Below are 13,363 nucleotides of genomic sequence, written 5' to 3'. Positions count from 1 at the left end.
ACTTTTCGGTGGACGTTTTCCTGTTACATTTCATTTCTTTGTTGTTTCCAGCTCCTATATCTTTGAATTACATTTAATTATTTTCTAATTCTGCAGTATCTGTATCTAGAAAATATCTGCAATTTGGGTTTTCTTCATAAATTGAAACGTATCGTGATAAATTTGTTTTTACAACATTACGATGAAATGCACACCCAGCTTTATTCTTTTTAAATCCATTTTCTGTTTCAAAATTCAAATAGCAATATCCACAAAGCTTTTTAATCGGACAATTAGAACAGTCTTCTAAAGCAACCTCATTATATTCTTTCATAATTTTTAAAACTGCTTTTCCGTCAATCCCTTGTTCAACATTTCCTATAGAATTATGTCCATTAACTCTTTCACATATATCAAATATTCCTGATGAATTAACACATATTTTCTGTCCCGGAATACATGCTCCACTGCTCTTAATACAATGTCCTTGAATTTCATCAATTCTCCGCCTAACTATTACAGACATTGGTCCCCCACCTGCTATAGCTGACAAATACGAACTTATTTCTTTATCTGCTACTTTCTTTTCATGAAATTTACGCATTAAATTTTTTATTCTATCATCATATTTTTGATTATCGGTATCTGAAAATTGATCATAATAATTTGTTTCATTATCGGAAACTTTATTCACAAATATGGCTCTAGGAATGTTATATGTTTTTTCCAACTCTTCGTAAAATTCTTCAACTTTTTCAATATCTGTTTTAGGATCAAAAACGCAAACCGCATTTACCCTTGTACGAAAATAATAAGGATATGCTTCACTCAGCTTTTTAATATTATTTGCAATTTGTTCAAAGCTTCCACTTCCATCAATTTTAACTCTTAACCGATCATGTTCTTTTTGTGGACCATCAATACTTATAGCTAAACCAATTTCGTTTTCTGCTAGGAATTTTATATTCGCATCATTCAGTAACAATCCATTTGTTGTAAGCATATAATAAACATTTTCTTTATAAAATTGGTTAATATATCTCACAGCGTACTTAATTGTTTTCATATTCATAAGAGGTTCACCACCATAAAAAGTGATTCCTATTTTCTTTCTTGGATTACGTCTTAATTGAGGTGAAATCAGCTCAAAAAAGTAATCAATAGCACGTTTAGCAGTTTCCTCTGTCATATACTTACAACTTTTATCTTTTGTCAAATGATATGCGTCTGAATAAATGCAATATTTACATCTTAAATTACAATCATCTGTTACTGATAAAATCAATTGTCTTGCTAAATTACTACCGATAAAGTCAACAATTTCCTCTTCTCCTGGATATTTCACGCGAATATCACACTCTTCCAAAAAGGCTCCAGTTTGATCCAACAAGTAGGATAAATAATGCACTTTACTTTCGTGTACATCACCATCTTTTAGTATATCTTCTGTCTTATTACCTTCTAGCAATTGTTTCAAAATTTTTTCATCTTCCTTACTCCATGGTAAAATAAGGCCTGTGGAATCATCATATAAATATTCGTTTCCTTTTTTTGATTTAAATGTCAGTGTCATTCGTTTTTTCATTTTTATTCTCCTTATCTAAGTTAATTATTTTATCAAATCGAATTCCATCTATATAATCATGCGAAACTATAATACATGTACTTTCTTTAAATTTTTCATGAATCATTTTATATAAATCATCAGTCTTTTTTGAATCTAAATTTGATGTAGCTTCATCAAATATCAATATTTTAGATTTCTTCATTATCGCCCTAGCAATTGCTATCATTTGTCTTTGTCCTCCTGATAGTAACATCCCATTTTCCCCTACATTACTTTCAAGATTTAATTGACCTTTTCTAAAGGCTTCAGCCAAGCCACTATCCTTTAATGCCTCAACTAACTCATAATCAGTAAAGTTATCCACACTATATAAAATATTTTCTTTAACTGTTCCTGAAAATAAAAAAATATTTTGAGATACTATACTAATTTGATTACGAATACTGGCTTTTCTGTAATTCTTTATATCTTTATTGTCAATATATATGTATCCTGTATAATTTGTATATAATCCCATGATTAATTTAAGTAACGTAGTTTTTCCGCTTCCATTTCTCCCTTTAATAAGTACTTTACTTTTCCCAGGAATCTTTACAGACAACTTATTTATTATCATTTTACTGTCTTCTTCGTATTTAAAGGACATATTTTCAAAGACTATTTGTCCATTACTTATATTCAGATATGGAAGATCGTTCTCTACCTCTATCTTTTCTGAGAAATACTGTACTAGTCTTTTCAAAGAAGCTATAGCTGGCTGAATACTGATTAGTGATGAAGCCAACGCTTGAACAGGTGCTAATAGTTTTGGCAAATATCCTGAAAAAGCAAAATAATCTCCCATTGTCATATTGTTTTTTGAAATGTGAATAGCTGATATAACTAGTACAAGGACAGAAATAATATTGCAAATCAACATTATTGATTCCGATGTAAGATTAAGCAATACGCTCTGTTTTGTTGATAATTTACTTATTCGCTCATTCAAATTATTTATTTTCTGCGACTCTGTTTTTTCTTTATTGGAAATTTTTACCTGTTCAATTCCTGAAAGAACTTGCTGTATTGTTCCATTTGCAGTGGCTACTTCCTCCATATTCTTTCCGACTATATATCTGGTTTTATTCATCATCATTTTTATTAGAAGAAAATAAATCGGCAAAAACAGATAAATGCATATAGTAAAACTAGTATTTATAGAAAATAAAAAGACCGATGCAATCACGAATTCTATAATACTTAAACCCAGTTTACATGTAGTACTTGAAAAAAGTGGTTTTATCGAATTGATCTCATTAGTTCTTGCCAATATATATCCCTTTTCCTTATTTCCAAAAAATGAAAGCGGATAATACATCAATTTATTATAAATTTCTTTTTTAATATCAAGATTCACTGTTTCACTCAGTAATGTAAAAATATATGATAGTAAAAAATTTCCCATAGAGTATAAAAAATATACAGCAACAGCCATACTTGATAATATCAGAATATACTCTATTCTCCCCTCTGGAATACCAACGTCAACAATCAATTTCATGATATAGGGTCCCAAACTAGAAACCAATGATATGACTATTGATAGCACAAGGCTAATTATTATTTTCCCTTTATGCCTTTTCATGTGCTTCCCTACAAATTTTAAAGCACTCATGATCATATCTCTCCTTTCGTCTAAACAATTTATTTGTTTGTTAAACATATTTTACAAAAAATGGATTTTAATACAAGACAAAATGCATGATATACCATTTTTGTGATTGAATGACAAAGTTTTATCTTACTTCATTCCCAATTTTAATCAAACATGCAATACAATTTTAAAGATAATACAATATTTCATCATTCTATATATTTATTTATATCTTGACACATTTTTATTAACCGTATATAATTATATATATACAGATATTTCGCAAAGGAGGTGAACACAAAATGGACTTTACCATACTAATAAGCAATTCTTCCGAACTTCCAATTTACATGCAAATTGTGGAACAGATTCGTGAGCAAATTGTTTTAGAGAAAATCCCTTCCAATACTCCTCTTCCTTCTATTCGCCAATTATCAAAAGATTTAGACATTAGCGTTATTACAGTAACTAATGCTTATAATAAGTTACAAATAGAAGGCTTCATTACTTCTTTACCTGGAAAAGGGTTCATAACATGTAGCAGGGAAAATAAAGAAATACAGTATTATTACAAAAATAATATTTACCAATATCTCAGATTGGCTATTCGCAATGCACAATATATTGATATAGAATATAATGAACTAATAGAGGACTTTTCTAAAATATACAATAACGAATTACAAACAAAAAAGGAGGAATAATATGTGTATTTTAAAACTAAATAATGTATCAAAAACATTTAATAACTTCTATTTAGATAATATAAACTTCGAATTGCCTAAAGGTTACATTATAGGATATATAGGTCCTAATGGTTCTGGAAAAACAACTACCATAAAACTAATCACCGATCAATATTTACCGGATTCTGGCACTATATATATTAATGGAAAAAAGCTTTCTGATTCAGAAAAGGATTATAGAAACTCAATCGGTTATATTGCTGATGATTTTTATTTTCCAGATTTCTTTAAAATCCATACAATAAAGAAAATACTTAAAGACTTCTATCCGACTTTTGACCCATTATCGTTTGATGAGTATATTAGTTTGTGGAAATTACCATGTAACCAGAACGTAGGCACCTTCTCTAAAGGTATGAAAGTCCGCCTGATGTTTGCTTGCGTTTTAAGCAGAAAACCAGAAATTCTTATTTTAGATGAAGCCACAAATGGTTTAGATCCTGTTGTTAGAACAGAAATTTTACAAATATTAAAGGACTATATAAAAGATGGCGAACACAGTGTCTTATTTTCCACCCATATTTTATCAGAATTAGATAACATAGCTGATTATATATATATGATTTTAGATGGGAAATGCACATTAATGGGGACAAATGATGAACTACTTGATAATTTCATTCTTATCACCGGTTCAATTCAACACCAAGATTTTTTCAAAAAAAAATGTGTTAGTTTCATACAAAAAGACAATTATTTGGAAGGACTAGTTCGCTCTGATAATATAGATTTTCTTCCAAATAACCTGTCTTTTAAAAGACCTACACTTGAACAAATATTATTATATCACTCAAAGGAGGATACATATTGTGAATAAATTAATCAAATTGGACTATCGACTTATTTCATCACAAATTATTATAATATTATGTGCAATACTTTTCTCAGTGTATTTAGGAGTTTTTAAAGCAATGCCAACTTTTTCAATAGGAATACTTTTTATGATGACTTTTATTTTTTCAACAGTTCCTTTTAACGTTTCCTCATATTATAAATCCTGTTTTTATAATATGCTTCCTGTTTCTACAAAGAAAAAGGTGTTAGCACGCTACTGTTATCTTTTTATAAATATATTCCTTTCGACATTACTAAGTTTCATTATTTTTTATTATGCGGGCCGAAAATATTCTATAGATGATTCAATGGGCTATTATAAAATAATATTTATTATTGCCATTACATGTCTTTCATTATGTAGTGTTCAGTATGTCATATACTATAAAATAGAAAACATTCGTAATCAACAATTTGCTGTTTGGTTTAGGCTTATACCTGCTTTTGCGCTTATGTTTTTTGTGAATATTTTTAGTGAAAGGGCTTCTCACTTTTTATATTTTAATTACTTTCATCTTTTAATATTAACTGGTATTTCAATTTTTATTTTATCAATATGTATAGCTCTGTCTTTTTATATTAATGCACACAAAAAAAATTAACGGAGGAAAAACCTATGTGTAATAATTCAAAAAACACTACTAAAGAATCCTCAAATAATACCAACGAGGAAAATACCTCTAGTAGTAAGTTTGAAAATAATCTTGACGATGAAATTGATTCAGAAACCTTAATTCCTATCATGCAGCTTCTTTTATAAATTAGCTGTGCTAAACCTTAAATAGACTATTCTGTTTCTCATACGTAAATAGTAGATAGTCCGTACCTACTCAATAGTAACCTTTCTGTAAATAAAAATGCCGGTACAGGTTTTACTATCACCTGTACCGACATTTTCTGTCTAGTTTATAAATTTAACTACATAATAATTTATTCTTTCCTTCTGCTCAAAATGCAGATAATGTCCCCCCTTTAACATTACCAATCTATTTTCCTGATTATCGCTCAACACACTTCTATGCAGTTTCTCCCATTCTGGAAAAATTTCACAATTATCTTCTGAAACAAAATTTAGCACTGGAACTTCTTCTGGAAATTTCATATCTTGTACTATCTCCAGATTCTTTTCTACCTGCTTTAATTCATTCATTACAGTCTTATTATAAGAGTTATCAAGGGAAAGTATCCGAAAAACTTCTAAGTCTTCCTGTGAATAAGAATAATTCTGGTCTGCATAGATAGCCTTTTCCGGATTTCCAATTGAAAATATCCGGCTAATTCCCAACACATTTTTTGTTTTACTTAAATAGGCCATCAGAAGATTTAATTTTGTTGTATCAAAGGGTTCATTCTCATTTTGCTTTGGTACAGAAGAATCTATCCCTATAAAACCACGAACTTCCTCTGGATAAGTATTAGCATAATACAGGGAATACAATCCGCTAATAGAATGAGCCATCAGATAATATCGGTGAACTCCAATCTCCTCTAAACAGGCATGTAATTCCTCTACGATATTCTCTATGCTTCTCTCTGTATCTGCGGGATCAGACAGTCCATAGCCAAAAGGCTCCACTGTAATCACTTTATATGTCTTTCCTAATTTCTCAGCTAACGGTCTAAACTCTAATACCGGAGAAGGAGATCCCAGTCCTGGGAGTAACACAATAACGGGGGATTCTTCTGCTTGCAAACCAGCAATTTCCACAGTCATCTTTTTCCCATTGACTTTAACTGCATTGCCATAAGCTGCTTGTATCTTTGGTATTTCTCTCTTTTTACAAAAATAGTTCCATGTGATCCCCATGCAGCATAGAATCAGAATTACAATAGCCAACCACTTTATTATTTTAAATATTTTCCTTCTCATAATTTTAGAAACTAATTTCACCTCCCGTTACTTTTACTGTTTTAGATCCACTATTGGTTACATAGAATCTATAATATCCACTAGACGGTATTGTAAATGATGTTTTATGAGAAGTTCCTGAACCGCTATACTTTTGAGTTCTACTTCCATTCTGATTGATATACCCCATCTTTACAGAGGAAGATACATTCAAGTTTACCCGAAAAGTAACAGTAGTACCTCCACTCACATAAAACATAGAGCCATTGGAGTCATAAAAGGATACCGTTTTCCCACTTTCAATACTAATTTGCTGTAGTACCATTCTATCCTCTATCTGATCTTTATATAAATCTTCTCTACAAATACTATAAGTTGTTATATTTCTTACATTATCGGCTGCTGAAACTGGCATAGCAACCAAGCAAATAAGCCCTAACATTCCAAAAAATATTCTTGTTTTTTTCATCTTTCACTTTCCCCTTTCTACAGTCAATATTCCTTGCGAAATCGTCACTCTGTCACTAGATACATTTTTTAAATATACACCATATTGTCCTGATTTAGGAATATCCAGGATTATCTTATTTTCTGTTTCTGATATAACCTTCTCATCTATCACCTCTCCATTAAAAATATATCCAATCTCCAATGTTCTTGCTTTACCTCTCTCATCACTATCAGACTGTATGAAATCTAATATAAAAGTATCCCCTGTTTTCATATTCCAAGTATCTCCATCAAAATCTATAAGAACAATCATGGTTCCGTTATCCAAATAACACTCTGGCACTGATCCGTTACGCTCTGTTTTTAATTCCATAATATATTTTGCAATAGGAATTCCATCTTTATATAAATTTTCTGGTAAAATGATGTCCGTTTCCACTTCCATTTGTATAGCTCCGCTGTTTTCCTTTTCATATAAAGCAAGTCCGTTCTGATTTTCTAAAACCACTTCCTCATTATTTTTGATTTCACCTGCAGATTTTAAAACTTCATGTGCCCCAACAGTGATTCCTCCAATTCCCATTGCCGCTGCCAAAACAGCTATATATCTCCTGCGATTTCTTTTGGCTTTGGTGTGACCTATCTCAAGAAAAACAATTTCTTTTATTCGCTTCTCACTTTCAATATTTTTATGTTGCATTTCATTTTCAAATAGCTCACAGGAATTATCAAACATTTCACTTATTTTAAACTTCACTGGCATCATATCCCTCCTCCAGAAGAATCCTTTTCAGAGTTTCTCTTCCTCTCCGCAGACGGGTCTTTACTGTTTGAGGATTCATTTTTAATGTTTCTGCAATCTCTTCTATTTTTTTATACCGATAATAATACATAATAAAAATTTTTCTATCCGTCTCTCTTAATTTCTCCAATGTTCTTCCAATGATCAACTGTTGCTCTTTCTGTAAAATCAAGTGCTCTACATCACCATCAATCAAAAGAATATCATCATTAAGTTCCAGAATTTCTCCACGATAAGCTCTTAACCAATCTTTCGCCTTATTTCTTGCAATCATTCCCAGATACGATTTGACACTGCTGTACTTTTTATAATTAATCCTTTCTGCTGTCAGCCATAGGGAAATAAAAGTATCTGCAACCACCTCCTCTATATCTTCCTTGGTACCTTTTTTATGCAGTAATTCCCAGACGATATATGTGATATAGGAACTATATAAATCAATGATTTTTCCCAATGCCCATTCATCTTTCCTCTTCAGTTTTCTCATTAAAATAATTTCATCCATTGTCCAAATCCCATCTGTCTGTTTTTTATCAATACGGAAAGGATTGGAGTTTGGTTTCGTTCTATTTCAAAATATTGAATAAAAAAAAGAATATCGCTTTTGCAACATTCTTTTCTTATTCTCTATATCACCGATTATAAGTGTCCTACTATTCTTTTTTAATATAATTAAATGTCTTTAATTTCATTTACTACGTTTTTCCATCAAAACATAAAAATAAGATTGTAATTTCCCACTTTGGCTATTTTAATTTGTATTTTTTTCAAAAAACAACATAATTTTTACTATGAATTGTTTTTCCTCATTTATGCACTTTAGTGTACCATTATATTTTTCAACTGCATCTTTTACACTCGGAAGTCCCCAACCATGAAATTCTCTATTTTTCTTTGTTGTTGAAGGAAAATGTGCAAATGACTCTTTATTTTCTTCACACGCATTAGAAACCTTTATAAGTAAAAAGTGATTAATCCGGCGTATAGTCAACGAAATATTTCCAGGTATTTTCAATTTTTCAGAAGCTTCAATCGCATTATCCAATAAGTTTGCCAATATTGTGCACATATCATGTGGTTTAATATTGGTATTCTGCGGGAATTCCACATTCACATTACAGGTAATTCCTTTTTCCTTCATTTTTCCCAATTTACTATTAATCACTACGTCAACAACGTCTATTCCTGTCCAAGTAGTTTTCGATAATTGCATTATTGGGCGACTTATTTCTGTAATATAATTCTTTGCCTCCAACGTTTTTTCTTCATCTAAAAGCTGATATAATACATTCAAATGGTTATTTAAATCATGGTATAGCTTTGCATTACCTGTATAAATTTCATTAATAGTTTTATAATTTTCTTCGAGCAGTTCATTTCGCATTTCTGCAAAATCTAATTTCATTTTTTCTTCTTTGCTTTCTATTACAAAATAAACTGTAAAAAAAAGTAATGACCAAAGAGCTATAAATACAAACCACACACCTGCCATTGTATAATTAAATGCCTTAAATGTTTGATTAACTAAGTATACAAATCCCAAAAATCCCGCACAGGATATAATTAAAATTGTATATACATAGTTCTTCTTCAATGAAAAAGAATATAAATATTTCTTTATCATAAAATACAGCAGTATCCATAAAAACTTTATAACACAAATCATTACTACACGTAAAATTCCTCTTGTAGAAACTAGCGCGGTAAATGTATCATAGCCACCATAAAAAATCGATACAAGAGTAAAAATCAAAAAGTCGAAACAGCTTAAACATAATACATAAAAACTTGCGATTGAAAATAGTTCTATATACTTTCTCCTGTAGATAATTTTAGCGGTAATACTCATATATAATACAAATAATATAATCGTAAAATAAGAAAATATTGATACATGATTGCAAATTTGTATTAATACAGTTCCTATTATTGCTAATTCTCTATCTAATATAAAGTTTTGCTTTCCTCGTTGCTTATATAACAAAATACTATATATTTTATATAATACAAATACTTCAACAGAACTTGCTAAAATTTCAATTCCATTATATACAATATTCATATCTGTTCACTCCAGAAGTCACTTAACTTCGTTTTTATTTGTTCCAGTTTTGCCTGGCTTGCTGGCAAACGAATTCCATTCTTCAGTTCTACAATTCCATCTTTTATTCCCATAATATGGGCTAGATTAACAATATCCCCACGATCAACATATACAAAATCATCAGATCGAAATTCTTTAAACACCTGTGTAAGACTCTTTCTTACCTTGGTCACTGAATTATCTAATAATGTTATTACAGAATTTTTTCCTTCTCTTTGAATATACAAAATCTTATGATAAGGTATTTTTTCTACTCTAGTTGGTGTTTTTATTGCATAAAATTCATCTGTCTGTATCTTTATCATATTGATAGCATCCTTCAACGCCTGTGGTAACCTAGAGCCTATTGAGTTTTTGGGTATATATCTAAAGATTGACAATTCAAATGCATCTACGGCATATTTTAAATGTGATGTAATAAATATGATTAGCACTTCCGGTAAATACCTTTTAACATATGCAGCTAAATTCATACCGTCTATATTAGGCATTTCAATGTCACTAAGGATTAGATCATAATATTTCCCTTCCTGAATATCATATTGTAAATTCTCACTCTGAGTATAAACCGTTATGTCTGCAAATTCGTTACTCTTTTTTAAAAATTCCATTACTTTTTTCTTTAATATTTCTACTGTTTTTTCGTTATCATCACATATAGCAATGTAAATCATGATACGCCTCCTTATGAGCAATCACTTTATTATAGCAGATTCTAGTGATTTGTTAAATCATAAATGTATAAAAAATTCCTCTCCTTAAATCATGGAAAAACATTTCTTTTTCATTTATTACCAATTCATACATGTCTTTTGTTACTGCGCATTTATAATAATAAATCCCTGTTTCATGTTGCTTTACTTTTGTTATAATATCTGCTACTACCTCATCTATTTTCATTTCTTGATGCGGAGATGCTGGCCACTTTTTTATCATAGATCGTACCTGAGTTTTATTCAATTTTACCTTTTTTGCAAAGTAAAATTTTTGGGGGAATTTTAACTCTCTTGTAGTTCCTAACTCTTTTAAAACAAGGTCAAAAACATCTTTCCCTTCTTCATACGGAAATCCCATTTCTAAATAAGCCTGTATATGCAAAATTGAAGTTTCTAAATACTTAATATTTTCTGTGTTTTGATAGTATTGATACAACTGAAAAACAGCATCAATAAATGTATCTTTTACGGATATATCTTTATATTGTACACTTCCTGCTGCTAATTTAATTGCTTCAATATATACTCCATTCTCTCTTATCTGCATTTCTATTCCTCCCTATATACTTCATTTAGCATAAAAGATGCCGGAATATCAACACTCTGGCATCTTTTATTTATATACATGTATTAACTTTACCTTATTTCAGACATTCCGGTAATTTAGGCTGATATGAAAGACAAACAGATGCACAATTTGCTCCCCATATTGCACAAGCTTCTATACACATAGCAAGAAATTTCATAGTCCTATAACTCCTTTCTTTGTATACAATAAAAATTTAGGTTTATCAGTAATCAGCATAAATACTGCTACCAAACAAATACTTAATACCATCATACCCATGATCTCTTTATCTACTACTGATAAAAATAATGCAGCAAAGACATTTATGTTCAAAATATTCCTAGCCATAATCTTACACCGACTTTTTTTATTTTCACCAATAGGCTGATTTTCATTAACCACCGGTGCATGGATAGCAATATAGTAACTACTTAATACTAGCAAAATCAACCATATTTCTAATGGAAGCTTTGTATAAATTATATTGTTAAAAAGTAATAAAAATAAATACGAAATGTTACTAATCAAAAAGCATCTAAAATATGTAACTGCATGATATCCACCCGTAAATACTCTCAATGGTGCAAACACCAATAGGAATATTACACCTAATTTAAATTCGTGTAATAAACCTGACACAATCAATATTGAACTTATTCCAATCATTGTTGACAAAATAATTTCTATGCCATAAGTATAAACAGCTTCTTTTCTCCTTTCCGAGCCATCTGCTATTCTTTTTGCAAGTTTACTGGACACTTTATTTAACACTTTTAATCCCTCCCTATGTCATGAATTATAGCAAAACCTTTTGCTTTTTTCTTATTATGTCCATAAATTCAGGGATTTTTGTCCATGAATTCTTTTTCGTCTTCTCCAGCGCATAACAAAAGGCACTAATCAGTGCCTTTTTCTGTATCATTCTTATATTTTTTTAAATCCTCTACCTTATCTAATCTTTCCCATGGTAAATCTAAATCTAATCTTCCAAAATGTCCATATGCTGACACCTGCTTATATATAGGCTGTCTTAAATCAAGCATTTTTATAATACCAGTAGGACTCAAGTCAAAATTATCTCTTATAATATGAATTAACATATCCTCTGGCAATTCACCTGTTCCAAATGTATTAATTCCTATTGAGATTGGCTTTGCTACACCAATTGCATATGAAAGTTGAATTTCACATTTATGTGCCAAATCTGCCGCTACAATATTTTTAGCAATATAACGAGCTGCATATGCTGCTGACCTATCTACTTTTGTACAATCCTTTCCAGAAAAAGCTCCGCCGCCATGATGAGCATATCCTCCATATGTGTCCACAATAATTTTCCGCCCTGTTAAACCACTATCACCATGCGGTCCACCAATTACAAAACGTCCCGTAGGATTTACGTAAAATTTGGTTTCAGAATCTACCATTCTCTGAGGTAAAACACAATCGAAGACATAATGTTTAATGTCTTTTTGTATCTGTTCCTGAGATATTTCAGGATCGTGCTGTGTAGACAAAACCACCGCTTCTAATCGTACAGGTTTCCCTTGCTCATTATACTCTACTGTAACCTGCGTTTTCCCATCTGGTCTAAGATAAGCAAGAGTTCCATTTTTGCGGACTTTCGCAAGCTGTCTAGCTAATTTATGAGCCAACGAAATAGCATACGGCATAAATTCATCTGTTTCATTCGTTGCATAACCGAACATCATCCCCTGATCACCGGCACCTAACATACTTTTTGCATTTTCGCACTCATTCTGCTCTTTTACTTCTAATGCTTCATTTACCCCCTGTGCAATATCCTTAGACTGCTCATCAATACATGTAATAACTCCACAGGTATCAGCATCAAATCCATATTTTCCCCTTGTGTATCCAATGTTACGAAGGGTTTCTCTAACAATCTGAGGAATATCAATATATGCTTGCGTTGTTATCTCCCCCATAACTAATACTAATCCTGTAGTTATACTGGTTTCGCAGGCAACACGACTCATTGGATCTTTTTCAATCAGTGCATCTAATATCGCATCGGAAATTGCATCACAAATTTTATCTGGATGTCCCTCGGTAACTGATTCTGATGTAAATAATATCTTTTCCATATTTTTC

15 protein-coding genes are annotated in these 13,363 nt (G+C 30.9%); 4 read left to right on the top strand and 11 right to left on the bottom strand.

Annotated features, from left to right (window positions below; genetic code table 11):
* Positions 1-73: 73 nt before the first annotated feature.
* Together OCV99_RS00710 and OCV99_RS00705 are read right to left on the bottom strand one after the other, a co-directional pair.
* The gene (locus OCV99_RS00710) at positions 74-1,564 is read right to left on the bottom strand and encodes a radical SAM protein (protein ID WP_055056087.1); all 1,491 of its coding nucleotides are present in this window, start codon (positions 1,562-1,564) and stop codon (positions 74-76) included.
* Complete coding sequence (locus OCV99_RS00705) at positions 1,536-3,200, bottom strand: ABC transporter ATP-binding protein (protein ID WP_055056088.1); 1,665 nt, start codon at positions 3,198-3,200, stop codon at positions 1,536-1,538. Before OCV99_RS00705 ends, OCV99_RS00710 begins: the two co-directional genes overlap by 29 nt.
* Positions 3,201-3,481: 281 nt before the next feature.
* Here OCV99_RS00705 and OCV99_RS00700 point away from each other — a divergent pair, with 281 nt between their 5' ends.
* The 4 genes from OCV99_RS00700 to OCV99_RS00685 are packed head-to-tail and all read left to right on the top strand — an operon-like array spanning position 3,482 to position 5,519.
* The gene (locus OCV99_RS00700; protein WP_055056089.1) at positions 3,482-3,883 is read left to right on the top strand and encodes a GntR family transcriptional regulator; all 402 of its coding nucleotides are present in this window, start codon (positions 3,482-3,484) and stop codon (positions 3,881-3,883) included.
* 1 nt (position 3,884) lies between these two features.
* Complete coding sequence (locus OCV99_RS00695) at positions 3,885-4,742, top strand: ABC transporter ATP-binding protein (RefSeq protein WP_055056090.1); 858 nt, start codon at positions 3,885-3,887, stop codon at positions 4,740-4,742.
* A complete protein-coding gene (locus OCV99_RS00690; protein WP_055056091.1) occupies positions 4,735-5,361 on the top strand; it encodes an ABC-2 transporter permease in 627 nt (208 codons plus the stop codon). The genes OCV99_RS00695 and OCV99_RS00690 overlap by 8 nt, the downstream gene beginning before the upstream one ends.
* A 14-nt stretch (positions 5,362-5,375) precedes the next feature.
* Positions 5,376-5,519: a hypothetical protein gene (locus OCV99_RS00685; protein WP_155512668.1), complete on the top strand. Its 144-nt coding sequence runs from the start codon at positions 5,376-5,378 to the stop codon at positions 5,517-5,519.
* A 141-nt stretch (positions 5,520-5,660) separates the two neighbouring features.
* On the opposite strand, the gene OCV99_RS00680 is transcribed toward OCV99_RS00685, so the two are convergent.
* The 9 genes from OCV99_RS00680 to metK all read right to left on the bottom strand — a co-directional run bounded on the left by OCV99_RS00680 (position 5,661) and on the right by metK (position 13,356).
* Positions 5,661-6,650, bottom strand: coding sequence for an alpha/beta hydrolase (locus tag OCV99_RS00680; protein ID WP_242856464.1), 990 nt, complete (start codon positions 6,648-6,650; stop codon positions 5,661-5,663).
* Positions 6,634-7,077 (bottom strand): hypothetical protein, encoded by a 444-nt coding sequence (locus OCV99_RS00675; protein ID WP_055056093.1) that lies wholly within the window; start codon positions 7,075-7,077, stop codon positions 6,634-6,636. Before OCV99_RS00675 ends, OCV99_RS00680 begins: the two co-directional genes overlap by 17 nt.
* 3 nt (positions 7,078-7,080) lie before the next feature.
* The gene (locus tag OCV99_RS00670) at positions 7,081-7,824 is read right to left on the bottom strand and encodes a hypothetical protein (protein WP_155512669.1); all 744 of its coding nucleotides are present in this window, start codon (positions 7,822-7,824) and stop codon (positions 7,081-7,083) included.
* Positions 7,805-8,365 (bottom strand): RNA polymerase sigma factor, encoded by a 561-nt coding sequence (locus OCV99_RS00665; RefSeq protein WP_055056095.1) that lies wholly within the window; start codon positions 8,363-8,365, stop codon positions 7,805-7,807. The genes OCV99_RS00670 and OCV99_RS00665 overlap by 20 nt, the downstream gene beginning before the upstream one ends.
* 246 nt (positions 8,366-8,611) lie before the next feature.
* On the bottom strand, positions 8,612-9,922 hold the full coding sequence (locus OCV99_RS00660) for a sensor histidine kinase (protein WP_055056096.1): 1,311 nt from the start codon (positions 9,920-9,922) through the stop codon (positions 8,612-8,614).
* Positions 9,919-10,638: a LytR/AlgR family response regulator transcription factor gene (locus OCV99_RS00655; protein ID WP_055056097.1), complete on the bottom strand. Its 720-nt coding sequence runs from the start codon at positions 10,636-10,638 to the stop codon at positions 9,919-9,921. Before OCV99_RS00655 ends, OCV99_RS00660 begins: the two co-directional genes overlap by 4 nt.
* Positions 10,639-10,690: 52 nt before the next feature.
* A complete protein-coding gene (locus OCV99_RS00650) occupies positions 10,691-11,227 on the bottom strand; it encodes a hypothetical protein (protein WP_055056098.1) in 537 nt (178 codons plus the stop codon).
* Between the two features lie 195 nt (positions 11,228-11,422).
* A complete protein-coding gene (locus tag OCV99_RS00645) occupies positions 11,423-12,019 on the bottom strand; it encodes an accessory gene regulator ArgB-like protein (protein ID WP_055056099.1) in 597 nt (198 codons plus the stop codon).
* Between the two features lie 125 nt (positions 12,020-12,144).
* Positions 12,145-13,356 carry a methionine adenosyltransferase gene (gene metK, locus OCV99_RS00640; protein WP_055056100.1) on the bottom strand — a complete coding sequence of 404 codons (1,212 nt, stop codon included), beginning with the start codon at positions 13,354-13,356 and terminating at the stop codon, positions 12,145-12,147.
* Positions 13,357-13,363: the final 7 nt, after the last annotated feature.

Origin of the sequence: Dorea acetigenes, from assembly GCF_025567385.1 — a bacterium.
GTDB classification, from domain to species: domain Bacteria; phylum Bacillota; class Clostridia; order Lachnospirales; family Lachnospiraceae; genus Claveliimonas; species Claveliimonas acetigenes.
Note: the sequence above shows the minus strand (reverse complement) of the source record. Positions and strands in the feature narration are given on the sequence as shown.

Bases quoted from the DNA above. Each gene is read 5' to 3' on its own strand.
- OCV99_RS00695 (WP_055056090.1), top strand. From the start codon at position 3,885: ATGTGTATTTTAAAACTAAATAATGTATCAAAAACATTTAATAACTTC.
- metK (WP_055056100.1), bottom strand. From the start codon at position 13,356: ATGGAAAAGATATTATTTACATCAGAATCAGTTACCGAGGGACATCCA.
- OCV99_RS00700 (WP_055056089.1), top strand. From the start codon at position 3,482: ATGGACTTTACCATACTAATAAGCAATTCTTCCGAACTTCCAATTTAC.
- OCV99_RS00650 (WP_055056098.1), bottom strand. From the start codon at position 11,227: ATGCAGATAAGAGAGAATGGAGTATATATTGAAGCAATTAAATTAGCA.
- OCV99_RS00685 (WP_155512668.1), top strand. From the start codon at position 5,376: ATGTGTAATAATTCAAAAAACACTACTAAAGAATCCTCAAATAATACC.
- OCV99_RS00705 (WP_055056088.1), bottom strand. From the start codon at position 3,200: ATGAGTGCTTTAAAATTTGTAGGGAAGCACATGAAAAGGCATAAAGGG.
- OCV99_RS00670 (WP_155512669.1), bottom strand. From the start codon at position 7,824: ATGATGCCAGTGAAGTTTAAAATAAGTGAAATGTTTGATAATTCCTGT.
- OCV99_RS00675 (WP_055056093.1), bottom strand. From the start codon at position 7,077: ATGAAAAAAACAAGAATATTTTTTGGAATGTTAGGGCTTATTTGCTTG.
- OCV99_RS00660 (WP_055056096.1), bottom strand. From the start codon at position 9,922: ATGAATATTGTATATAATGGAATTGAAATTTTAGCAAGTTCTGTTGAA.
- OCV99_RS00710 (WP_055056087.1), bottom strand. From the start codon at position 1,564: ATGAAAAAACGAATGACACTGACATTTAAATCAAAAAAAGGAAACGAA.
- OCV99_RS00665 (WP_055056095.1), bottom strand. From the start codon at position 8,365: ATGGATGAAATTATTTTAATGAGAAAACTGAAGAGGAAAGATGAATGG.
- OCV99_RS00655 (WP_055056097.1), bottom strand. From the start codon at position 10,638: ATGATTTACATTGCTATATGTGATGATAACGAAAAAACAGTAGAAATA.